The sequence below is a fragment of the Hymenobacter humi genome (genome assembly GCF_042665855.1).
Classification (GTDB): Bacteria; Bacteroidota; Bacteroidia; order Cytophagales; family Hymenobacteraceae; genus Hymenobacter; species Hymenobacter humi.
The window spans coordinates 988,428-1,009,318 of sequence record NZ_JBHTEK010000001.1 but is presented as its reverse complement, the minus strand read 5'-3'; the positions used below and the strand labels follow the sequence as shown (position 1 = coordinate 1,009,318).

Annotated in this window: 25 protein-coding genes, 1 tRNA gene and 2 pseudogenes; 16 read left to right on the top strand and 12 right to left on the bottom strand. The window is 63.4% G+C overall.

Features of this window, described 5'->3' with window-relative positions; all coding sequences use genetic code 11:
• Positions 1 to 15: 15 nt before the first annotated feature.
• From ACFQT0_RS05655 to ACFQT0_RS05590, 14 genes and pseudogenes are all read left to right on the top strand, one after another.
• Complete coding sequence (locus ACFQT0_RS05655; RefSeq protein WP_380201110.1) at positions 16 to 1,344, top strand: heavy metal translocating P-type ATPase; 1,329 nt, start codon at positions 16 to 18, stop codon at positions 1,342 to 1,344.
• Positions 1,345 to 1,355: 11 nt separating this feature from the next.
• Positions 1,356 to 1,514 (top strand): cbb3-type cytochrome oxidase assembly protein CcoS, encoded by a 159-nt coding sequence (gene ccoS / locus ACFQT0_RS05650; RefSeq protein ID WP_380201108.1) that lies wholly within the window; start codon positions 1,356 to 1,358, stop codon positions 1,512 to 1,514.
• Positions 1,515 to 1,948: 434 nt separating this feature from the next.
• Positions 1,949 to 4,013 (top strand): annotated as a pseudogene (ccoN, locus tag ACFQT0_RS05645) (cytochrome-c oxidase, cbb3-type subunit I).
• A 63-nt stretch (positions 4,014 to 4,076) separates the two neighbouring features.
• The gene (locus ACFQT0_RS05640) at positions 4,077 to 4,280 is read left to right on the top strand and encodes a hypothetical protein (protein ID WP_380201106.1); all 204 of its coding nucleotides are present in this window, start codon (positions 4,077 to 4,079) and stop codon (positions 4,278 to 4,280) included.
• Complete coding sequence (locus ACFQT0_RS05635) at positions 4,274 to 4,534, top strand: hypothetical protein (RefSeq protein WP_380201104.1); 261 nt, start codon at positions 4,274 to 4,276, stop codon at positions 4,532 to 4,534. The genes ACFQT0_RS05640 and ACFQT0_RS05635 overlap by 7 nt, the downstream gene beginning before the upstream one ends.
• Positions 4,535 to 4,554: 20 nt before the next feature.
• The gene (locus tag ACFQT0_RS05630; RefSeq protein WP_380201102.1) at positions 4,555 to 4,728 is read left to right on the top strand and encodes a hypothetical protein; all 174 of its coding nucleotides are present in this window, start codon (positions 4,555 to 4,557) and stop codon (positions 4,726 to 4,728) included.
• Between the two features lie 48 nt (positions 4,729 to 4,776).
• The gene (locus tag ACFQT0_RS05625; protein ID WP_380201100.1) at positions 4,777 to 5,415 is read left to right on the top strand and encodes a cbb3-type cytochrome c oxidase N-terminal domain-containing protein; all 639 of its coding nucleotides are present in this window, start codon (positions 4,777 to 4,779) and stop codon (positions 5,413 to 5,415) included.
• Between the two features lie 92 nt (positions 5,416 to 5,507).
• On the top strand, positions 5,508 to 6,914 hold the full coding sequence (gene ccoG / locus ACFQT0_RS05620; RefSeq protein ID WP_380201098.1) for a cytochrome c oxidase accessory protein CcoG: 1,407 nt from the start codon (positions 5,508 to 5,510) through the stop codon (positions 6,912 to 6,914).
• Between the two features lie 61 nt (positions 6,915 to 6,975).
• Entirely contained in the window at positions 6,976 to 7,341 is a 366-nt protein-coding gene (locus tag ACFQT0_RS05615; RefSeq protein ID WP_380201096.1) for a FixH family protein, read from the top strand.
• Positions 7,257 to 7,439, top strand: coding sequence for a FixH family protein (locus ACFQT0_RS05610; protein ID WP_380205919.1), 183 nt, complete (start codon positions 7,257 to 7,259; stop codon positions 7,437 to 7,439). The genes ACFQT0_RS05615 and ACFQT0_RS05610 overlap by 85 nt, the downstream gene beginning before the upstream one ends.
• A gap of 128 nt (positions 7,440 to 7,567) precedes the next feature.
• Positions 7,568 to 8,320, top strand: a complete 753-nt coding sequence (locus ACFQT0_RS05605; RefSeq protein ID WP_380201094.1) for a sulfite exporter TauE/SafE family protein — start codon at positions 7,568 to 7,570, stop codon at positions 8,318 to 8,320.
• A gap of 50 nt (positions 8,321 to 8,370) precedes the next feature.
• Positions 8,371 to 9,258 carry a universal stress protein gene (locus tag ACFQT0_RS05600; RefSeq protein WP_380201092.1) on the top strand — a complete coding sequence of 296 codons (888 nt, stop codon included), beginning with the start codon at positions 8,371 to 8,373 and terminating at the stop codon, positions 9,256 to 9,258.
• Positions 9,259 to 9,428: 170 nt separating this feature from the next.
• On the top strand, positions 9,429 to 10,268 hold the full coding sequence (hemF, locus tag ACFQT0_RS05595) for an oxygen-dependent coproporphyrinogen oxidase (RefSeq protein WP_380201090.1): 840 nt from the start codon (positions 9,429 to 9,431) through the stop codon (positions 10,266 to 10,268).
• 89 nt (positions 10,269 to 10,357) lie between these two features.
• Entirely contained in the window at positions 10,358 to 11,065 is a 708-nt protein-coding gene (locus tag ACFQT0_RS05590) for a hypothetical protein (RefSeq protein WP_380201088.1), read from the top strand.
• A gap of 286 nt (positions 11,066 to 11,351) precedes the next feature.
• Here ACFQT0_RS05590 and ACFQT0_RS05585 read toward each other — a convergent pair whose 3' ends face one another.
• The 12 genes and pseudogenes from ACFQT0_RS05585 to ACFQT0_RS05530 form a co-directional block, all read right to left on the bottom strand.
• A complete protein-coding gene (locus tag ACFQT0_RS05585; RefSeq protein WP_380201086.1) occupies positions 11,352 to 11,618 on the bottom strand; it encodes a universal stress protein in 267 nt (88 codons plus the stop codon).
• Positions 11,619 to 11,723: 105 nt separating this feature from the next.
• A complete protein-coding gene (locus ACFQT0_RS05580) occupies positions 11,724 to 12,224 on the bottom strand; it encodes a universal stress protein (protein WP_380201084.1) in 501 nt (166 codons plus the stop codon).
• Between the two features lie 110 nt (positions 12,225 to 12,334).
• A complete protein-coding gene (gene hemA / locus ACFQT0_RS05575; protein ID WP_380201082.1) occupies positions 12,335 to 13,615 on the bottom strand; it encodes a glutamyl-tRNA reductase in 1,281 nt (426 codons plus the stop codon).
• Positions 13,616 to 13,795: 180 nt separating this feature from the next.
• Positions 13,796 to 15,103: a cation:proton antiporter gene (locus ACFQT0_RS05570; protein WP_380201080.1), complete on the bottom strand. Its 1,308-nt coding sequence runs from the start codon at positions 15,101 to 15,103 to the stop codon at positions 13,796 to 13,798.
• 164 nt (positions 15,104 to 15,267) lie between these two features.
• Positions 15,268 to 16,077 carry a YitT family protein gene (locus ACFQT0_RS05565; protein WP_380201078.1) on the bottom strand — a complete coding sequence of 270 codons (810 nt, stop codon included), beginning with the start codon at positions 16,075 to 16,077 and terminating at the stop codon, positions 15,268 to 15,270.
• Positions 16,053 to 16,247, bottom strand: coding sequence for a hypothetical protein (locus ACFQT0_RS05560; protein WP_380201076.1), 195 nt, complete (start codon positions 16,245 to 16,247; stop codon positions 16,053 to 16,055). Before ACFQT0_RS05560 ends, ACFQT0_RS05565 begins: the two co-directional genes overlap by 25 nt.
• A gap of 328 nt (positions 16,248 to 16,575) precedes the next feature.
• Positions 16,576 to 17,031 carry a DegT/DnrJ/EryC1/StrS family aminotransferase gene (locus ACFQT0_RS05555; RefSeq protein ID WP_380201074.1) on the bottom strand — a complete coding sequence of 152 codons (456 nt, stop codon included), beginning with the start codon at positions 17,029 to 17,031 and terminating at the stop codon, positions 16,576 to 16,578.
• A 143-nt stretch (positions 17,032 to 17,174) separates the two neighbouring features.
• A pseudogene (locus tag ACFQT0_RS05550) lies at positions 17,175 to 17,783 on the bottom strand (aminotransferase class I/II-fold pyridoxal phosphate-dependent enzyme); the annotation flags it as partial.
• 121 nt (positions 17,784 to 17,904) lie between these two features.
• Positions 17,905 to 18,309, bottom strand: coding sequence for a GNAT family N-acetyltransferase (locus ACFQT0_RS05545; protein ID WP_380201072.1), 405 nt, complete (start codon positions 18,307 to 18,309; stop codon positions 17,905 to 17,907).
• Entirely contained in the window at positions 18,213 to 18,596 is a 384-nt protein-coding gene (locus tag ACFQT0_RS05540; protein ID WP_380201070.1) for a hypothetical protein, read from the bottom strand. The genes ACFQT0_RS05545 and ACFQT0_RS05540 overlap by 97 nt, the downstream gene beginning before the upstream one ends.
• 22 nt (positions 18,597 to 18,618) lie before the next feature.
• Positions 18,619 to 19,578 (bottom strand): glycosyltransferase family 2 protein, encoded by a 960-nt coding sequence (locus ACFQT0_RS05535; RefSeq protein WP_380201068.1) that lies wholly within the window; start codon positions 19,576 to 19,578, stop codon positions 18,619 to 18,621.
• Between the two features lie 269 nt (positions 19,579 to 19,847).
• Positions 19,848 to 19,920, bottom strand: a tRNA-Gly gene (locus tag ACFQT0_RS05530).
• Between the two features lie 132 nt (positions 19,921 to 20,052).
• Between ACFQT0_RS05530 and ACFQT0_RS05525 the strand changes: the two genes are divergently transcribed.
• Positions 20,053 to 20,295: a hypothetical protein gene (locus tag ACFQT0_RS05525; protein WP_380201066.1), complete on the top strand. Its 243-nt coding sequence runs from the start codon at positions 20,053 to 20,055 to the stop codon at positions 20,293 to 20,295.
• 28 nt (positions 20,296 to 20,323) lie between these two features.
• Positions 20,324 to 20,869, top strand: coding sequence for a GNAT family N-acetyltransferase (locus tag ACFQT0_RS05520; RefSeq protein WP_380201064.1), 546 nt, complete (start codon positions 20,324 to 20,326; stop codon positions 20,867 to 20,869).
• Positions 20,870 to 20,891: the final 22 nt, after the last annotated feature.

Below are 20,891 nucleotides of genomic sequence, written 5' to 3'. Positions count from 1 at the left end.
GGGCTGGGCGAGGCCGTGGAGCTGGAAGTGGTGCGCGAAGTGTCGCAGGGCTACCTCACCCAGCTCTGGAACAACCCCGCTTTTACCAAAGAAGAAACCCACCGCAGCCTGGAAACCTACGCCAACCGCGTGGGCCGCTACTTTGTGGCCGTGACGCTGCTGCTGGCCGCCGGCACGCTGGTGTACTGGGGCCCGCGCGACACCACCATGATGTGGCGGGCCTTCACCTCGGTCCTGGTCATTGCCTGCCCGTGTGCGCTGTCGTTGGCCACGCCCTTTGCGCTGGGGGCCGCGCTGCGGGTCCTGGGCCGCCACAAGCTGTATGTAAAGAACTCCGCCGTGGTGGAAACCCTGGGCCGGGCCGACATGCTGGTATTCGATAAAACCGGCACGCTCACCGACACCGGCCAGGCCGAAGTAGCCTACCACGGCCGTCCCCTGTCCGCTTCAGAGCTGCGCCTGGTGGCCACGGCTGCGGCGCAGTCTACGCACCCGCTCAGCCAGCGCCTGGCACGGGAGCTTGCGGGCTCAATTCTGGCCTTGGCTGCTTGCGAAGAACATCCCGGCCAGGGCATCCAGGCAGTCAGTGAAACGGGCGAAACCGTGCGGCTGGGCGCTGCCGCGTTTGCCGGAAGTAGCGTGGACTCTGCGAGTCCGCGCCCACAAGAAGCAGAACGGAACGGTTCCGGCGCGGACTCGCAGAGTCCCTACCGGGCACGGCCACGCTACTTCGAAGGCGAAACCCGCGTGTACGTGGCGCTCAATGGCGAGCCCACTGGCTACTTCACGTTCCACAACGTGTACCGCCCGGCGCTGGCTTCGGTGCTGCAGGCCTTGGGCCGCCGCTACCGGCTGGCCGTGCTTTCGGGCGACACCGACGCCGAACGCGCGCGGCTGCAGCAGCTCTTTGGCGAAGACGCGGAGCTGCACTTCCGGCAGTCGCCAGCCGATAAGCTCGCCTACATTGCGGCCCAGCGCGCCCAGGGCCGCACCGTGGTAATGGTAGGCGACGGCCTCAACGACGCCGGCGCCCTGCGCGCCGCCGACGCCGGCATCGCCCTCACCGACACGCTCACCAACTTCTCGCCCGCCTGCGACGCCATTCTCGACGCCGGCGAATTTGGGCGGCTGGCTACGTTCCTGGGCTTTTCGCGGGCTTGCCTGCGGGTGGTGCTGGCCACGTTTGCGCTATCGTTTTGCTACAATGCCTTTGGGCTGGCGCTGGCCGTGCAGGGGCTGTTCACGCCCATTGTTTCGGCTATTCTCATGCCCATTAGCTCGCTGAGTGTGATGGTAGTAGCCACCGTGCTGGTGCGCTGGGCCGCCCACCGGCATCACCTCTAATCCTGCTTGCTATGACGATTATCTTTTTGCTGATTGGCATCAGCCTGCTGGTGGCCCTCACGTTTCTGGGCGCGTTTCTCTGGGCGGTGCGCAGCGGGCAGTACGAGGACGAGTATACGCCTTCCGTTCGCATGCTCTTCGATGAGGAAGATGAGCAAAAAGGCAGTTGATTTATCAGTAGCCCCGGCTCAAGGAGCAATAGTGTGGAGCGTAGCCCAGCCGTGGGCGCCATTGCGCTAGTTGAACTAATCGGGGACAAGGATGCGGCCACCACTGGATAGCAATAAGCCCTATTATAGCCTAGCACTATTGAATTAGGCTAAATAACTATTCCAAATAATCAGGTATAAGCGAGTTGCGAATTGATATCAATCAAGCCTCTGCGTGACGTGGGTCATGCCAGCCAGGGAGGGGCCCGGGGGACCTTTGAAGCAGTAAAAACAATCTACTTCTTCGCTCTATGCAGGTCGCACCGCTTACGCCCCTTGCCGCTCCGGAACCGCCCCTAGTCCGCAGCCGCACCCTCGGCGCTCGACGAGTTTTTTATGACAATAAGATTGTCCGGGACTTTGGCATCGCCACCGTGTTCTGGGGCATTGCCGGCATGCTCGTGGGCATCCTGGCCGCCTTCCGCCTGGCCCTGCCCGAGGCCAACATGAACACCGCCGTCACCACGTTCGGCCGCATCCGGCCGCTGCACACCAATGCGGTGATTTTTGCCTTCGTCGGCAACGGCATTTTCATGGGCGTGTACTACTCGCTGCAGCGCCTGTGCAAGGCCGCGATGTACTCCAAGAAGCTCAGCCGCATTCACTTCTGGGGCTGGCAGCTCATTATCCTGAGCGCGCTGATTTCCTTGCCCCTGGGCTACACCACCAGCAAGGAATACGCTGAGCTGGAGTGGCCCATCGACATCGCCATCACCATCGTGTGGGTGGTGTTTGGCTGGAACATGTTCGGCACCATTGCCAAGCGGCGCGAGCGGCACCTGTACGTGGGCATCTGGTTCTACATCGCCACCTTCCTCACCGTGGCCGTGCTGCACATCGTGAACTCCATGGCCATTCCGGTGAGCTTCATGAAGAGCTACTCGGCCTACGCCGGCGTGCAGGATGCCCTGGTGCAGTGGTGGTACGGCCACAACGCGGTGGCCTTCTTCCTCACCACGCCCTACCTGGGGTTGATGTACTACTTCCTGCCCAAGGCCGCCGGCCGGCCGGTGTACTCCTACCGCCTGAGCATCATTCACTTCTGGTCGCTGATTTTTATTTACATCTGGGCCGGGCCGCACCACCTGCTTTATACCTCCCTGCCCGACTGGGCCCAGAGCCTGGGCGTGGCCTTCAGCATCATGCTGCTGGCGCCGAGCCTGGGGCGGCATGATTAACGGCCTGCTCACGCTGCGCGGTGCCTGGGACAAAGTGCGCGAAGAGCCCGTGCTCAAGTTCCTGGTGGTGGCCATCACGGCCTACGGCATGGCCACCTTCGAAGGGCCCATGCTTTCGCTCAAGAACGTGAACGCCATTGCCCACTTTACCGACTGGATTGTGGCGCACGTGCACGTGGGTGCCCTGGGCTGGAACGGCTTCCTCACCTTCGCCATGCTCTACTGGCTGTGGCCCCGCCTCTACCGCACCGAGCTGTACTCCAAGAAGCTGGCCAACGCCCACTTCCTGATTGGCACCATCGGCATCCTGTTCTACGCCCTGCCCATGTACTGGGCCGGCTTCACCCAGGGCCTGATGTGGAAGCAGTTCAACGCCGAAGGCATGCTGCAGTACCCCAACTTCCTGGAAACCGTGCTACAGATTGTGCCCATGTACTACCTGCGCGGCATTGGCGGGGTGCTCTACCTGAGCGGCGTGTTCCTGATGCTGTACAACCTGGTGAAAACGGCTCAATCGGGCAAGCTGCTGGCCGAGGAGAAAGCCCACGCACCCGCCCTGCTGCCCGCTGCCGAAGACCCACACGCCGACGCCGGCCACTGGCACCGCTGGATTGAGCGGCGCCCCCTGCAGCTGGCCATCGGGGCCACGGTGGCCATCCTCATCGGCGGCATCGTGGAGATGGTGCCCACCTTCCTGGTGAAGTCCAACGTGCCCACCATCGCCTCGGTGAAGCCTTACACCTCGCTGGAGCTGCAGGGCCGCGACCTCTACATCAAGGAAGGCTGCTCGAACTGCCACACCCAGATGGTGCGCCCCTTCCGCTCGGAAACCGAGCGCTACGGCGAGTACTCCAAGGCCGGCGAGTTTGTGTACGACCGGCCCTTCCTGTGGGGCAGCAAGCGCACCGGCCCCGACCTGCACCGCGTGGGCGCCAAGTACCCGCACTCCTGGCACTACAACCACATGCTCGACCCCACCAGCATGTCGCCCGGCTCCATCATGCCGCCCTACCCGTGGCTGTTTGACAACCAGATTGACTACTCCACGCTGCCCGCCAAAATCAAGGTATTGCAGCAGCTAGGCACTCCTTACCCCGCCGGCTACGACAAGCAGGCCGTAGCCGATGCCAAGCGCCAGGCCGAAGGCATCGTGAAGGACCTCAAGAAGGAAGACATCGACGTGAAGTCGGACCGCGAAATCGTGGCGCTGATTGCCTACCTGCAGCGCCTGGGCACCGACATCAAAGTGAAGCCCGAGCAGGTAGCCGCCGCGGCGCAGTAACCACCCCCAAACAAAACCTGCTAACGCGCGGACTTGCAAAGTCCACGCTACAACCTCCTCCCCATGTACAAGCAAGTTCTGCAGTCCATCACCGGTATCGAGATATACCCGCTCATCTCCTTTGCCATCTTCTTTCTCTTCTTCCTGGGCCTGCTGGTGTACGTGGTGGTGGCCAACCGCCAGCACCTGCACGCCATGAGCCAGCTGCCGCTGCTCAGCGACGAAGCCACCGAGCGCGCCACCCTCGACCGCGACGTGATATGCTAACCAAACGCACGCTACTGCTCACGGCCACCGGCCTGCTGACGGGCTATCTGGCCGCGGCGCAAAGCCCCTCACTGGCCGCCACCTCCAGCGGCTCCGACATCCTGTTTTGGGTGCTGGTGGGCATCCTGGCCATTGTTGGGCTGATGGTCATCGTGACCGGCGCCTCGGTGGCCTCAGTGGCCCGCCTCCCGCACGGCAGCGCCACCAGCCCCGACCAAACTGCTAATTCTGAGGAAGGAAACACGACATGTTAGCTCAACTTAAATCCCGCTATTTGCTGCCGGCCGCGGCGGTATTGCTGCCAGCCGGCCCGGCTTTAGCTCAAGCTGCCGCGGAAGCAGCCAAGCCCGCCCCGGCAGCCGGCCCCGACACGCAGGTGCTGCTGTTCTGGTTTTGCTCAGCACGCTGGTGCTGGTGCTGCTGGTGTTTTTCCTGGTGCTCACCATGATAGTGGTGAAGATGAAGCCCCCTGCGCGCGCTCTACGAGCTGCCCACGGTGCACGACACCTGGAGCGGCAAGGTGCTGGGCCTGCTCGTGGGCGACACGGCCCTGGTGACCGGCCAGTACAAAGAGGAGGACATGGGCCACGAGTACGACGGCATCACGGAGTACGACAACGACCTGCCGCCGTGGTGGAAGTACGGCTTCTACTTCACCATCGTGTTTGCCATCGGCTACATGGCCTACTACCACGTGGCCGACGCCGGGCAGCTGCAGCTGGCCGAGTACGAAACCGAGATGCGCCAGGCCTCGCTCATGGTTTCGGCCGATGCCGACGACCCCAACAAGCTCACCACCTACACCGCCCTCACGGCCCCGGCCGATTTGAGCGCCGGCAAAGCCTTGTTCGTGACCAACTGCGCGCCCTGCCACGGCGCCAACGCCGAAGGCAAAGTGGGCCCCAACCTCACCGACGAGTACTGGCTGCACGGCGGCGAAATCAACAAGGTTTACAAGACCATCAAGTTCGGCATTCCCAGCAAGGGCATGGTGGCCTGGAAGGGCAAGCTCGCCGGCAAGCAGATGCTGCAGGTGGCGTCCTACATCGAGTCCTTGCAAGGCTCAAAACCGGCGAATGCCAAGGAGCCGCAGGGCGAGAAGGAAGCCCCGGCCAAAACCATCGCGGCCAGGTAAAGTAACGTGGACTCTGAGAGTCCGCGTGAATGGCACCCGAACAATACCCAAACAGGCGCGGACTCGCAGAGTCCACGCTACAAGCCCCTGCCATGTCCACCACCTTCCATCCCGACGACGCTTTTCGCGAACACATTTCCACGGTGGACGCGGAGGGCAAGCGCGTGTGGGTGTACCCGAAGAAGCCCAACGGCCCCCTCTACAACTACCGCAAGTGGCTGAGCTACGCCATGCTGGTGGTGCTGTTTGCCGGGCCCTGGCTGCGCATCAACGACCTGCCGGTGCTCATGCTCAACCTGCCGGCCCAGAAGTTCATCATCTTCGGCCAGATTTTCTGGCCCCAGGACTTCTTCATTCTGCTGGTGGCGGCGCTCACGTTTGTGCTGTTCATCATCGTCTTCACCATCGTGTACGGCCGGGTGTTCTGCGGCTGGGTGTGCCCCCAAACCATTTTCATGGAAATGGTTTTCCGCCGCATCGAGTACTGGCTGGAAGGCGACGCGCCCCAGCAAAAAGCCCTGGACCGCGCCGACTGGGACTGGAACAAAATCTGGCGTAAAACCACCAAGCACGCGCTGTTTCTGCTGATTTCGTTTCTGATTGCCAACACCTTTCTGGCCTACATCATCGGCACCGATGAGCTGGTGAGCATCGTGACGGACCCGCTCACGGCCCACCTCGGCGGGCTGGCTTCTATGGTGGTGTTCACGGGCGTATTCTACGCCGTGTTTGCCCGGTTCCGGGAGCAGGTGTGCACCATTGCCTGCCCCTACGGCCGCCTGCAGGGCGTGCTGCTCGACAAAGACAGCCTCGTGGTGGCCTACGACTACCAGCGCGGCGAGCCCCGCGAGAAGCTGCGCAAAAACCAGGCGCGCACCGCCGGCGACTGCATCGACTGCCACCAGTGCGTGCAGGTGTGCCCCACGGGCATCGACATCCGCAACGGCGCCCAGCAGCTGGAATGCGTGAACTGCACGGCCTGCATCGACGCCTGCAACAATATCATGGACCTGATAAACAAGCCCCACGGTCTGATAAAGCACGCTTCGGAAAACAACATCGCCCAGGGCACCAAGTTCCGGCTCACCGGGCGCGTGAAAGCCCTTTCCGGCGTGCTGGCCGTGCTCATGCTGGGCCTCACCTTCCTGCTGGTGGCGCGCTCCAACGTGCAGGCCACGGTGCTGCGCACGCCGGGCCAGCTGTTCCAAAAAACGGCCCACGGCACGATTACCAACCTCTACAACGTGTCCATCATCAACAAAACCAACCGGCCCTACCCCATCACGCTGAAGGTGCTGGAGCCGGCCGGCGGCACCATCTCGCTGGTGGGCACCAACGGCCTCAAGCTCCCGGCCCAGGGCATTACCGAAGGCGTGTTTTTCGCTGAGCTGCCAAAGTCGGCCCTGCACGCCACCAACCAGAAAATCCGCATCGGCATCTTCAGCCAGGGCCGCCTGATTGCGGAAACCAAAACCAAGTTCCTGGGCCCCGTGCAGTAGCGCGGACTTTTAGTCCGCGCCCGAACGAACCTTACGCGGACTGAAAGTCCGCGCTACTATCATGACTACCTCCTCTCGCAATATCTGGCCCTACGCCATCGTCGCCACGTTTGTGCTGTTTGCCGCCTACATCGGCTACATGGTGCAGCGGGCCATGCGCACCAACGTGGATTTGGTAAGCGCCGACTACTACCAGCAGGAGCTGGCCCACCAGCAGCGCATGGAATCGGTGGCCCGCACGGCCGCGCTGCCCGCCCCGGTGCAGGTGCGCTACGAGGGCGCCGCCCAGCGCCTCACGGTGCAGATCCCGGCTAGCCTAGCTGGGCAAAAGTGCAGGGCACCCTGCACTTCTTCCGCCCTTCCGACCAGAAGCTGGACTTCAAGCTGCCCTTCACGCCGGCCGGCGACTCGGCCCAACAGCTCCTGAGCACCAGCAAGCTGCAGCCCGGCCTCTGGCGCCTACGCCTGGATTTCACGGCCGGCGACCAGCAGTACTTCCTCGAAAAAGAACTCACCATTGAGTGAAGGAGTGAGTGAGCGAATGAGTGAATCCGTGCAATTGCTCCTTCATCCATTCCTCCACCCTTCACTCATTCGCTAACCCATTTACTCATTCGGTCACTCACTCCTTCACCCATTCACTCACTGACACCATGCTTTGGGCCGGCTTTTTATTTGGGTTGCTGGGCAGCTTTCACTGCGTGGGCATGTGCGGGGCCATTGCCCTGGCGCTGCCGGGCGCGGGCGGCTCGCGCGGGCGCTACGTGGCCGGCCGCGTGCTCTACAACCTGGGCCGCGTGACCACCTACGCCACGCTGGGCGCGGCGGCCGGCCTGGTGGGCCAGAGCCTGCGGCTGGCCGGCTGGCAGCAGAGCCTGTCGCTGCTCTCGGGTGGGCTGATTCTGCTGCTGGTCGCCACGCCCGAGCGGTACCTGAGCCGCGCGGCAGCATTCGTTGGGCTCGATGCGGTGCTGGCCCGGGTTAAGAACCGGCTGATGTACTTCTACCAGCAGCCCTCGCTGGGCGCCTTGTACGCCACCGGCGTGCTCAACGGCTTGCTGCCCTGCGGCCTGGTGTACCTGGCCCTGGCCGGGGCACTGAGCGCGCCGGGCGTGGCGGGCGCGGCCGGCTACATGGCCCTGTTCGGGCTGGGCACGCTGCCGCTGATGCTGGCGCTGTCGCTCACCGGCCAGCTTGTGCCCCTGAGCTGGCGCGGCCGCATGCGGCGCGCCGTGCCCGTGATGGCCGCCCTGATGGCGGGCCTATTCATTGTGCGCGGGCTGGGGCTGGGCATTCCGTACCTGAGCCCGCAGCCTGGGCGCCACGCCCACGGCCGCCACCACTCAATGGCCCAGCCGGCGACTGTCCACTATTGCCACGGCGACAATTCAGCCCAAGCGCAATAGCTCAGGCATTCTTTCTCCTTTTATACCCGAAACACCTCCTGCCCGTCGCCATGAAAACCATCCTCGTGCCCATCGATTTTACGGCTGCGTCGGAAAACGCGCTGGTGTATGCCAACAAGCTGGCCGTGGGCCTGCCGGCCGAAATTGTGCTGGTGTACGGCAACGCCGGCACGGCGCAACTGCCCGAGCAGCGCGCCGCCCTGCTGCGCCGCCTCGAGGCCCTGGCCGAGCGCCTGCGCTACCAGCAGCTCACCCGCCAGAGCGGCCGCCGCATCAGCTACCACTACCACCTCACGGCCGACCCGCTGCCCGAGGGCCTGCAGGTGCTGGTGGCCGGCTACCGCGCCGATTTGGTGGTAACCGGCCTGACGCTGGCCGACTGCGCGGCGGCGATGGCGGCCTGCGAGACGGTTTCGCTGCTCCCCGAGCAGGTGAGCTGCCCCGTGCTCATGGTGCCCCCGGCCGGCACGAGCCTGCCCCAGCACGTGGTGGTATCCGGCGACTTTGTCGGGTTCGATGTTCGCCAATTGGACGCGCTGCCTGCCCTGGCCCGCACCCCCGGCGTCCGCTTCGACTTGGTCCAGTTTTATCAGCCCACCAGCAACGGGCTGGCCCCGCTGAAAAAAGCGCTGCTGGATGCCCACGCCCACCTGCCCAACTCCACCGTGCACCTGCTGCCCGAGGAGGACGCCCTGGAAGGCCTCAGCGAGTTCTGCGCCCAGCAGGCGGCCCGCCTGCTGGTGCTGGCCACCACCGACGGCTGCCTGCTGCGCCGCTTCTTCAACCCGCACTACACCAAAACGCACGCCTACCACCTGCGCACGCCCGTATTGGTGCTGCCCACCAGCACCGAGCCCACGGCCGCCTGCTGCGCCAAGTGCAGCCTGCGGCAAGCGGCAGAGGCCCGGCTCATGGCCGGCATGGTGCCGGTGGCGTAAATCCTTTCATCCGGCTTTCGCCACGTCCGTTTATCATCTAACCGGGTACTTCTAATTCCCCCTTCGTCCTCATTCTGCCTTTGCCATGCTCAACGAAACCACCCTCACTCAAGCTCCCACCGCCCGTGCCACCGTCGAAGCGTGGATGCGCAGTTTTCAGGACTGGCTGTGTGCCCAGGCTCGAAGCCGCCGACGGCCGGGCCACGTTCACCGAAGACCCCTGGGAGCACGACGGCGGCGGGGGCGGCCGCACCCGCGTCATCGGGCACGGGGCGGTGCTCGAGAAAGGCGGGGTGAATTTCTCGGCCGTGTGGGGCCGGATGAGCGAGGCCGCCGCGCGCCGCCTGCTCATGCCCGACCCTGGGTACTTTGCCACCGGCGTGAGCGTGGTGCAGCACCCGGTGAGCCCCATGGTGCCCATTTCGCACATGAACGTGCGCTACTTCGAGGCCGGCAACGGCGAGGCCTGGTTCGGCGGTGGGCTGGACCTCACGCCCATCTACGTAGACGAAGCCCAGGCCCGCTGGTTTCACGAGCAGATTCGGGAGGTCTGCGACCAGCATAACCCCAGCTATTACCCCCGCTTCAAGCAGTGGGCCGACGAGTATTTCTACCTGCCCCACCGCCAGGAAACCCGTGGCGTGGGCGGCATCTTCTTCGATAGATTAACGGTGGGCAAAGACGGCTCGTTTGAGGACTTGTTTGCCTTCGTGCAGGCCGTGGGCGAGGTGTACGGCCGCACCTACTCCGAGCTGATGCGCCAAAACCGCGAGCTTCCCTACGGCGCGCCCGAAAAGCAGTGGCAGGCGGTGCGCCGCGGCCGCTACGCCGAGTTCAACCTGGCCATCGACCGCGGCACCAAATTCGGCCTCGAAACCGGCGGGCGCACCGAATCAATCCTGATGAGTTTGCCCCCGCTGGCCGCCTGGCACTACGATTATCAGCTGATTCCCGGCTCGGCGGAAGCCACTACTCAGGCCTGGCTGCGCCAGGGCGTGAGCTGGGCCTGATGCCCAATTGCCGGACCGGGCTCAGGATTTAATTGATTCAGTCCCAATCTTATCACCCTACGTGCTGGCTGCGAAGCCGATGCCCCCGCATGAACGCCAAGCTCCTCCTTCCTACGCTCGCGCTGCTGCTGGGCGCCTGCGGCGACGTTAAGAACCCCAACGGCATGCCCGACGAGCAAACCAGCCGCGCGCAGCCCAAGGTGATATCGGCGCGCCCGCCCAAGCCCGACTCGGCCGCGGCCATCACCGAGAACCCCGTGATGCCCGCCGACACCTCGCTGACCGGCGCGTGGCTGATACTCGACGGCGCCCTGCGCGGCCACGATGCCGCGGTGCTCAACCAACTGATTGACCGGGAATTCGGGCTCTGGATTGTGGAGAACGCGGGCGGCAAACCGCTCGTGACGCGCGTAGCTCAGAGTGAGAACTTCCGGGATGCGCGCCGGCAGCCGCTGTTTAACCTCGACAAAACCCTGATGACCTGCGCCGCGCCCAAAGTTGTGGCCGCCTTACCGGTGGCGGCTTGCCCGGCGGGCACCTTCGCCACTGCGGGCTGCTTCGATGGCCCCGCCACCCGCTTCCGGGCTGCCGGTTTCTGGCAGCGGGCGACTATCAAGGGTGGCAACCGCAACCAGGGCACGGCCGCCCAGGGCCGGGCCGTGCGCTCGGTGCTGCAAACAAGCACCGGCTACCAGTTTCACTTCTCCAAAACGGCGGGGCCGGCGGGCGCTGGAAGCTGGTATTCATGGACTTGCGCGGCCCCTGCCAGTAGCCGCCGGGCCCGTCGCTTTCTTTAGACGCTGTTTGGGTTGGCCGGCAGAACTATTAAAACGGTCCTGCTCATCTGGATTCCACGCAGCCGGTAGGACCTCACCCCCGGCCCCTCTCCAAAAGAGGGGAGCCACGGCACCCGATTTCAGCTCAATGTTAAAGTAAAAGCCCCGGTTCAATATTGAGCCGGGGCTTTTTTATTCTATCATTTACCGTCAGGCTCCCTCTCTTTTGGAGAGGGGCCGGGGGTGAGGTCCTACCGGCTGCGCGGACGCCAGCCAAAGCACGACCGTTTCCAATTAAACCCCCTCCTTACGTGAGCCGGAAGGTGAGCACGGGCGGGAAAACGCTGGTGGCCACGTCTTCCGCGATGCTGGCCTGCAGCAGCCGGCTCAGGCCCGTGCGGCCGTGGGTGGGCAGCACCACGAGGGCGTCGCGGGTGTGGCCGGCGTATTCGCGGATGCCTTCGCTCGGGCTGGAGGCCACCACTATTACCACTTCGTAGTGCTCGAGGGCGTGGCGGCGGGCAAAGGCCTCGACCTTTTGCCGGGCCTCGACTTGGTCATCGTCTTCGGACACGACGTAGAGCAGGCTGCAGGATAGCCTGGGGAAACCACGCCTGGGTACGACGCAGTCCCGCGGCGACGGCCTGGTCGGCCTCGCCCGAAAAATTGGACGGGAATATCAGCGTCCGCACGTCGAAATCCCCATGGGTTGCTTCACGGCCAGTACCGGGCAGGGGGCCGTGCGAATCACCCGCTCGGTGTTGGAGCCGAGAAAGAAGTGTTCGGCCGCGCTGTGGCCCTGGGCACCCATCACCACGAGGTCGTTGTGCTGTCGCTCGACCACGGTCTGGATGGCGCTGTTTACCCGGCCCACTTCTACCGTGTCGTTTACCAGCACGCCGGGCGCCTGCTGGGCGGCTTCGGCCAGGAGGGCCTCCATGCGGCGGCGGGTGGCCTTCAACAGCTCCATCATAAACACCTCGTCCGGCATGCGGGTGCTGTTGGGCAGCTCGGTGCCGCCCACGGGCCCGCCGTAGGTGCTGAAGTTGGCGGTTTCGGGCAACTCCACGGCGTGGAGCAGCGTCACGCGCCCGCCCATGCGCTTGGCCAGCTGCAGCGCCGCCTGGAAAGCATAATGCGCTTCGGTCGAGAAATCGGTGGGAACAAGGATGTTTTTCATCGGGACCGGAGCAGTTAAGGGTGAGCAACAAAATGGCCCAGGACGTCGTCGGCTATTCCGAAAACGGTGCCCGTGCTGCTGGCAGCAGTGCGCCGGGCTGGCACCTTGGCTTACGCGGCAAGGGCCGGATTGGTGACTTCTTCGAGGCCAAAAATTTCGGTGAGCATGGCCACCAGCTGGTCGGACTCGCCGCGCTGGCAGGCGGCTTTAAGCTGTAGCACCGGCAGCTTGAGAAACTTCTGGGTCAGGGCCTTGGTGATGTCGTTGAGCCGGCTGGCTTCGTCGGCACTGAGCTGCTTTTGGAAGCGCCCGATTTCCTGCTGGCGGAACTGCTCGAGGGTGTTTTTCAGCTTTTGAATGGTGGGCGACACCTGCATTTCCTGGCTCCACGTGCGCAGCGTGTCCATGCTTTCGGCCACAATGGCTTGCACCTGCGGAATGGCCGCCACCCGACTGGCCAGCGCCGCCGAGGCCTTGCTCAGCAGCGCGTCGATGTTGTACACCAGCACGCCGGGCACCTGCTCGGCCTCGGCCTCGATGCTGCGCGGCACCGAGAGGTCAATGAAGAATTTTGGGCTCAGAATAGTAAGTTGAGCCAGCATCTCGCGGGTGAAAAACGGGCTAGGCGCCGCAATGGAGGAGATGACAACGTCGGCCTCCTGCAGCCCTTGGGCCAAATTGGCAAAGTCCAGCACCTGCAGGCCGCACTCGGCGGCCAGGGCCTGGGCCGTGGCGGGGGTGCGGTTGCAGATGGTGACCTCGGCAAAGCGCTTGCTTTTGCCGAAATGCCGGCACACATCGGCCCCGATTTCGCCGAGGCCCACGATGAGCACGCGCGGCTGGGCAACGGCGGCGGTCAGCTCTTCCACCAGGCTCGAGCGTGGCGTAGGAAGTGGAAGCGGCTCCGTCGCGGAACGCGGTTTCGCGCTGCACGCGCTTGTTGGCGGCCAGCACCGTGTGCAGCAGGCGGTGCAGAAACGGTCCGGCCGCGCCGGCATCGGCCGAACGTTGGTAGGCTTTTTGACCTGGCTGCTGATTTGCAAGTCGCCCACCACCTGCGCATCGAGGCCCAGCGCCACCTCAAACAGATGCTGCGCGGCCGCGTCGGCCCCGGCAATCACGGTGAAATGGGACCGGTACTCTTCGATGGCCGCCACGCCCGTGACCTGCCCGAGTACGGCAATAATGGCGGCGCTTTGGTCCTCCTGGGCCGTGTAGTAGACTTCGGTCCGGTTGCAGGTGCTGAGCACCAGCACATCCGTCAGCCCCATTTCCTCGGTGAGGGTGCGCAGCAGCTGGTCGCAGGCGGCTTCGTTCAGCGCCAGCAGCTCCCGGATGGCCAGCGGCGTTTTTTTGTGGGAAAGGCTAACGGCTTGGAAAGGAAACGTCATGGCGGAGGGCGGGGCCGGGCGAAGGAGAAACGGCAGAGCTTATTCGGCGGTAGCCAGGGTAATCTTCTTAAAAAGCCCTTTGGCGCGTCTGAATATTTGCGAACTCAAATTTCCGCCGGCCCACCGGCCCCTTTCTTGAGTTCGCTCAGCCGGCGGGATGATTGTTATCATCCGCGCCGGCTACCGAGCCGTTTCGGAGGCCGAATCGGACTGCACCTCCTCGCCTTGCTCCTCCTCGCTGAGCTCGGCGGTGATTTTGCGGCCGTGCCGGCGGTCCAGCCAGTTCATGACGGGCGTGGCCAGCACCCCGTGCATCCCGATGGACACCAGCATGGTGAAGCCCAGCATGGCCCACAGCAGCCGCGCCTGCGCAAACTCGGCTTTTTCGAGGGCGTAGGCAATGTAGAACACCGAGCCGATGCCCCGGATGCCGAAAAAGGAGATGACCGCGCGCTCGGCCACGGTCACGCGCGAGGACCGGGCCAGGGTGAGCATGCCGCCCACCGGCCGCAGCACCAGCAACAGCAACAGCGCCACCGCCGCAGCCGGCCAGGTGAGCGGGGCCAGCAAGCCGCCCGCAATGGCCCCGCCAAACAGAATGAGGATGATGACAATCAGCAGGCGCTCCATTTGGTCGGTGAAGGCGTGCATCTGCTTGTGGTACTCGTGCTTGCGCTCGCGGCTGCGCAGCGCCACCGCCGCAATAAACACGGCCAGGAAGCCGTAGCCGTGCAGCAGCTCGGTCACGCCGTAGCTGGTGAGCGTTACGGCCAGGGCCACGAAGCCGTAGGCGCTGGGCTTGAGGCTGAGCCGCTTGGGCAGGTTGAAAATCAGGTACGCCAAGAGCCGGCCCGAGAGCCAGCCCAGCACCACGCCGGCCGCCACGCGGTAGAGCACGTCCATCCACAGCCAGTGCAGCACGCGGTCGGCGAGCGGGGCTGCGGCCGGCAGCAGAGCCAGGGCCAGGTACACAAACGGAAACGCCAGGCCGTCGTTGAGCCCGGCTTCGCCCGTCAGGGCAAAGCGCACGTTGTCTTCGCGGCCCTCGCCAGGGTCGCCCACCTGCACGTCGCCGGCCAGCACGGGGTCGGTGGGCGCGAGCGAGGCCGCCAGCAGCAGGGCCGACGGCAGCGCTAGCCCCGCCAGGGCCCAGCCGGCCAGCGCCAGGCCCGCGATGGTGAACACCATGAGCACGAGCACCAACAGCAGCGGCGAGCGCCAGGTGCGCAGCGAAAAGGGCCGGTCTATTTTCAGGCCCGTGCCGGTGAGGGCCACAATGACGCACAGCTCCGACAGGTGCGTCACCAGCTTGGGGTGCTGGAAAGGGTCGGCCGGGGGCAGGCCCAGCGGCAGCGAGTACACGCCCAGCCCCAGCCCAATGTAGAGAATCGGGTACGAAAGCGGGTACTTTTCCAGCAGCGACGGCAGCCATGCCACGCCCAGAATGGCTATCCCCAGCAAGACCAGGGCAATGTTGTAAAACGACATAAGAAGCAAGTAGGTGGGAGCCCCAGGGCCTCGCAGCGGGTCCGGGTTGCTGTTCAAAGGATGCCCTGATGGCAATAACGTCAATCAGTCAATACGACAACCTTGCCATAAACGGCACAATACCGGGGCCGAAACCTCAAGAGCACTAAGCCATAAGCCCGACCCTAGTGCAGCGGGCGTCTTTTTACGAGGCCGCCTTTGGTTTCGCGCACGCTGTGCATCACCACAAACGCCTGCGGGTCGATGCGGTCGATTTCGGTCTTGAGCCGGGCTACTTCCAGGCGGGTGGTCACGGTGAAAATGATGTCGATGGCTTCGCGCCGCTGCCCGTGCGAGCCAAACCCCCGCCGCCCGGCGTAGATGGTGGCGCCGCGCCCCAGCTTCTCGGTAAGCATGCGGCGAATCTCCTCGCTGTGGGCCGAGATGATGGTGACGCCGGTGTATTCCTCGATGCCCTCGATGATGAAGTCAATCGTTTTGGCCGCCGACAGATACACCAGAATGGAATACAGCGCCGTCTCGACGGAAAGCAGCAGGGCCGCGGCCCCAAAAATCACCAAATTGATGAGCAGTACCACGTCGCCCACGGAGAGGGCGGTTTTCTTGCTCAGGTACAGGGCCAGCACCTCCGTGCCGTCGAGCACGGCCCCGCCCCGCACTGTGAGCCCGATGCCGGCCCCGAGGAAAAATCCTCCGAATACGGCAATCAGCAGCCGGTCCTGCGTGAGCGGCGGGAACGAGATGACGAGCAGCATCAGGGCCAGGGCCAGGATGGTAATCAGCGTTTTGAAGGCAAAGAGCTTGCCCAGCTGGTAGTAGCCCATGACGATGAACGGCAGGTTCAGGGCCACAATCAGCAGCGAAATCGACAGCCCGGAAAGCTGATTGGCCAGCATCGAAATCCCGGTCACGCCGCCGTCGATAAAGCCGTTGGGCAGCAGAAACCCCTTCAGGCCCAGCGCGGCCGAAAGCACCCCGCGGCCATGAACAAGGCCTGCCCAAACTGCTTCCGAAACGACCAGCGCACCCGGGCCGCCGCCCCGCCGGCCGCCGGGGCAATGGCCGCGCCGGACAGGGCAGCGCTAAGGGCCGCCAGACGGCGCCTTGCCAGGTATTCGCGAACAAGGGCGAAGGGTGACCACATGGCGTTGACAATTGCACGAAGACAGCTCAATTTACTGCGCGCCTGCTACCTAGCCGCCTCTGCCCAATGCTCCCGACGTAAAAATCACAACCAAGCCGCAGCCCCAGGCTCAACCAGCCCAAAGGCATCAGCAGAGGTAGGCAGAGCGGTATCAACCCGTAGTTGGGCTACGTTAAGGGCGTTGGGCGGGAGGGTGGCCCGTAGCAGCCGGCCCCGCTCCGCAACGGGCACCTCCCCTACGCGTGCCAGAGGGGCGCCCGCTTAAACCCGCATGAGCGCCGGGAAAGCCAACGCGCAAGCTCATCCTGCATTCTTGCTCAAGCGACGGCTAACCATGCGCGCCGCTTACCTCCGGATTGGGGCTAAGGCGGCTACGAAAGGAGGAGTTATCAGTTGGGAATTCGTACTGCTGATAGAAACCCATAATGCCTTGTATGACCCGGTGTTGCTGCACCTCGCTAAGCTCGTAGTACAGGGGCAGGCGCACCAGGCAATCGGTATAATGGTCGGAATAAGGCAACGGGCGGCCGTCGTGCTTAGCCGCGTAAAAAGGGCTGTTGTGCAGCGACAGGTAATGAAAAACCGGATTAATGCTCTGCTTCTTGAGGTGCTCAATCAGCGCGGTGCGCTCGGCTAAGCTGCGGCACACCAGGTAGAACATATGCCCATTTTTGGTGGCGTAGTCGGGCACGTACGGGAGCTGCAGACCCAGTTTCGTGAGCGGGGCCAGCGCGTCGTAATACGTTTGCCACAGGCTTTTGCGCCGGGCCTGAATGTCCTGCATGTTCTCCGCCTGCGCCCACAGGAAAGCGGCGATAATATCCGAAGGCAGAAACGAGGAGCCGTGGTCCACCCAGTTGTATTTGGCGACTTCCCCCGAAAAAACGACGAGCGGTTGGTGCCTTTCTCCCGGATGATTTCGGCCCGCTCCGCAAACCGGGCGTCGTTCACGGCCAGCATGCCGCCTTCGCCCGAAATAATGTTCTTGGTTTCGTGAAATGAGAAAGCAGCCAGGTGCCCGATGGTGCCCAGTGCGCGTCCTTTATAGAAGCTGTCGATGGCCTGCGCAGCGTCTTCTACCACAAACAAATTGTGGCGCGCCGCGATATCCATAATCGGGTCCATGTCGCAGGCAATGCCGGCGTAGTGCACCGGAACGATGGCACGGGTGCGGGGCGTAATCAGGGCCTCCAGCTGGGCGGGGTCGAGGTTAGGATTCTCGGCCGAGCTGTCGGCAAACACGATGTGGGCGCCGCGCAGCACAAAAGCATTGGGCGTGGACACGAAGGTGTAAGCGGGCATAATCACCTCGTCGCCAGGCTGAATATTGAGCAGCAGCGCGGCCATTTCCAGCGCATCGGTGCAGGATGTGGTGAGCAACACCTGACGGAACCCCAGTTGCTGCTCGAAAAATCGATGGCAGCGCTGGGTGAACATGCCGTCGCCGGAAATCTTCCCGGACAGCACCGCTTCTTCGATGTAGCGGGTTTCGTTGCCGGAGAGATAGGGCTTGTTGAAAGGGATGTTGGAGTTCATGGCGCAGGGAAGGTCGCTCAAAAATGACGCAATCTGGTCAGGCAGGTAAAGTTCGGGCGCGCCGGTCAGATAATTATTCAGTAGCAGCCTGCTCAGCCACGCGGCTACCGGGGCGAGACGCCTAATCCAGCCACAGGTGATAGATGTTTTCTACCCGCTCTGCCCGAAAGCCGCACCGCTCGTAGAAGCGGCAGGCACCCGCGTTGGATAGCTGCGTTACAACCTGCACCCCCGCGTGGCCCCAGGCCCGAGCACGCTGCTGGGCCGCTGCCACCAGACGGGCCCCAATGGCCTGGCCCCGCACGTGGGCATCGACGGCCAGCAGCCCAATGTCGACCCGGCCGTTTTTCAGGCGCAGGGTCACCAGGCCAGCTTCGGGAGCACCCAAAGCCGACCGGTACACCAGCACCTCCCGGGCCGCCTGCCCGCTCACCGAGTTTTCAATCCAGCGCGTGTACAGCCGTTCGTATACATCGGGCGCAAAGCGGGGGTCCGTCTGGTAGCGGGACTGGTGGCCGGCCTGCAATGCCAGCGCGAGCAGCGCGGCGTAAGCTCGGTGGTCGGCGCTACCCCGGGAGGCAACGTCGACGGTCCTGCGGGCACGGGCATGGCAAAAGTGACTTTGTGGTCGGCCAAGTGCGCACCCAGGGCCTGGGCCGTAGCGGCGGCCGGGGCATCGGTGGGCGCGGCCGACCAGTACAGGAGCCGGAAGCCGCGCTGCCGTGCCCGCGCTACCAGGGCCGTCACGGCCGCCTCATCGGTCGCGTCGGGCTGCAGCCGGCCCACCGGGTAGCCCAAAATTCGGTGTCCCACGCCAGGGGTTCAAGCTGGGTGCTCATACTGTCTCGGGCACCACGCCGACTCCAATACAATCGTCAACAATGTAAATCGGGCGGTTTTTCACGCCTTCGAACGTCTTGCCCAAATACAGCCCAATGACCCCCATGGTCAGGATGATGAGCCCGGAGAAAAACCAGATGGATACAATCAGACTCGCGTAGCCCAGCACCTGAATTTTGCCTTCGATGGCGCGCACGGCCATGTAGATGGCTCCCACGAACGAGCAAGCCGAGATAAACAGCCCAAACTTCACGGTCAGGCGCAGGGGCTTGTCGGAATAAGCCAGGATGATGTCCAGCGCCAAATCCAGCATCCGCTTGAGGTTGTAGCTGCTGCTGCCTTCGCCCCGCTCGGCGTGCACGACATCGAGCGTGGTGGTTCGGAAACCGACCCACTTGGCCATGGCGGGGAAGTAGCGCGCACTTTCGCGCATGGCGCAAATGGCGTTGACGACCTTGCGGTGGTAGACGCCAAAGTTTGCAATGGCACTGTCCTGCCGCGACCCGGTGAGGTAGCCCAGGGTGCCGTAAAACACCTTTGAAAACAGCTTCTTGGATGCACGGTCCTGCCTGTCTACCCGCCGAGCCAGTACAATATCAAACCCGGCTTCCGCCTTGGCCAGCAGTGCTGGAATCTCCTCGGGACGGTCCTGCAAATCGCAATCCATGACCACCACCCATTCGCCGCGGCAATAATCCAGCCCGGCGGTGATGGCGCGGTGCTGGCCGAAGTTGCGGCTCAGGCGCACGCCCCGCACCCGCGGGTCGAGCCGCACTTGCTCCTCAATAGCAGCCCAGGAGCCGTCGGGGCTGCGGTCGTCGATGAGGACAATTTCAAACGAAGTCGTTATTGGCGTAAGGTTGAGCACGATTCGCGCCACCAGCTCATCCAGCATGGCAGCAGCCATGTAAACAGGGCTAACAATGGAAATATGCGGCGTTTGGGAGGTTTTCACCGCTTAAAGGTAAAGTATTGCCTTAAATGGCGCGCAGGGTGCGGACCTCGGGGTCCCGGGCCGCTTCTTCGCTTGGTTTTGCTTGCCATAACAGAAGAAGTATCCGTCCATCTTCTGTCCGTCATGCCTAGACCACCTCAAATTTCCTGTAGCATGCTTTTAGCTCTTCTTCTGGCATTGTGAGGTGCAAAAGCAGCCGTGTAAACCGACGTGTAAACCAAAAAAGAAACAGCCACCTAGCAACGAAGCTAAATGGCTGTTAATCAATGAGCGAGAAACGAGGTTCGAACTCGCGACCCTCAGCTTGGGAAGCTGATGCTCTACCAACTGAGCTACTCTCGCGGGGATGACTTGGTAGCACGAAATTACGCCAAAGAACCGGATAAGCAACCGATTGGGGAAGGTGGCTCAACCCCGGGTTTGGGTGGCGCGTATGCACCAACGACCATGCCTACACCCTTCCTCACTCCCACCATGCGCCGTTTGGTTGGCACGCTGCTCATGCTGAGCGGCGGGCTGATGGGGGTGGGACTGCTGCTCAAAGTGTACGTGGGGGTCTACAACTGGAACACGGTGGGCTATCAGAATCCGACGGCGTTGATGCTGTCGGTCAACCTTGTGGGGCTGCTGGCCTGTGGGTTCCTGATGCGCATGGGGCTGCGCATGCGGCGGGGCGACACCGCGCGGCGCGACCCCAACGCCGACGAAATACTATAAATCAGCGGCGAAGCTCGACCTTTGCGTTATGTCATCACCCCTGCGCATTTCGCTGGCTAAGGCCAACGCCGTTACCGCCGCCCAACTCGCCGACCTGGGCCGCCGCACCTTTCTCGATACTTTCGCCGCCACCAACACCGCGGCGGACATGGAGGCTTACCTGAATGAGAACTTCGGGCCCGACATCCAACTCGCCGAGCTGCAAGACCGCGAAAACACCTTTTTGCTGGCACACATGCAGGCTGAGTTGGTGGGCTACGCCAAGCTGCACGACAACTCCACCCTGGGCTTGCCCGAGGGCCAGGACGCTGCCGGCCGCCTCGAAATAGAGCGGCTGTACGTGCGCGACGACTGGCAAGGCACCGGCCTGGGGGCGGCGCTCATGCGCGGCATCCTGGCCCTGGCCGAGCAGCTGCACTGCTCGGCGGTGGTGCTGGGCGTGTGGGAAAAGAACGAGCGCGCCCGGGCGTTCTACCAACGGTTCGGCTTCCGGGAAATTGGCCAGCACGAGTTCCGCCTGGGGCAGGACGTGCAAACGGACCTGATTTTGCGCAAGGGCATGGCGGGGCGCTAAACCGGCTACTTTTGGGAATGCC

What these genes read in the sequence shown, in the direction of transcription:
- ACFQT0_RS05635 (WP_380201104.1), top strand. Translation starts at nt 4,274, where the DNA reads ATGCTAACCAAACGCACGCTACTGCTCACGGCCACCGGCCTGCTGACG.
- ccoS (WP_380201108.1), top strand. Translation starts at nt 1,356, where the DNA reads ATGACGATTATCTTTTTGCTGATTGGCATCAGCCTGCTGGTGGCCCTC.
- ACFQT0_RS05605 (WP_380201094.1), top strand. Translation starts at nt 7,568, where the DNA reads ATGCTTTGGGCCGGCTTTTTATTTGGGTTGCTGGGCAGCTTTCACTGC.
- ACFQT0_RS05600 (WP_380201092.1), top strand. Translation starts at nt 8,371, where the DNA reads ATGAAAACCATCCTCGTGCCCATCGATTTTACGGCTGCGTCGGAAAAC.
- ACFQT0_RS05520 (WP_380201064.1), top strand. Translation starts at nt 20,324, where the DNA reads ATGTCATCACCCCTGCGCATTTCGCTGGCTAAGGCCAACGCCGTTACC.
- ACFQT0_RS05555 (WP_380201074.1), bottom strand. Translation starts at nt 17,031, where the DNA reads ATGCAGGACATTCAGGCCCGGCGCAAAAGCCTGTGGCAAACGTATTAC.
- ACFQT0_RS05580 (WP_380201084.1), bottom strand. Translation starts at nt 12,224, where the DNA reads ATGAAAAACATCCTTGTTCCCACCGATTTCTCGACCGAAGCGCATTAT.
- ACFQT0_RS05615 (WP_380201096.1), top strand. Translation starts at nt 6,976, where the DNA reads ATGACTACCTCCTCTCGCAATATCTGGCCCTACGCCATCGTCGCCACG.
- ACFQT0_RS05525 (WP_380201066.1), top strand. Translation starts at nt 20,053, where the DNA reads ATGCGCCGTTTGGTTGGCACGCTGCTCATGCTGAGCGGCGGGCTGATG.
- ACFQT0_RS05560 (WP_380201076.1), bottom strand. Translation starts at nt 16,247, where the DNA reads ATGTGGTCACCCTTCGCCCTTGTTCGCGAATACCTGGCAAGGCGCCGT.
- ACFQT0_RS05640 (WP_380201106.1), top strand. Translation starts at nt 4,077, where the DNA reads ATGTACAAGCAAGTTCTGCAGTCCATCACCGGTATCGAGATATACCCG.
- hemA (WP_380201082.1), bottom strand. Translation starts at nt 13,615, where the DNA reads ATGACGTTTCCTTTCCAAGCCGTTAGCCTTTCCCACAAAAAAACGCCG.
- ccoG (WP_380201098.1), top strand. Translation starts at nt 5,508, where the DNA reads ATGTCCACCACCTTCCATCCCGACGACGCTTTTCGCGAACACATTTCC.
- ACFQT0_RS05590 (WP_380201088.1), top strand. Translation starts at nt 10,358, where the DNA reads ATGAACGCCAAGCTCCTCCTTCCTACGCTCGCGCTGCTGCTGGGCGCC.
- ACFQT0_RS05570 (WP_380201080.1), bottom strand. Translation starts at nt 15,103, where the DNA reads ATGTCGTTTTACAACATTGCCCTGGTCTTGCTGGGGATAGCCATTCTG.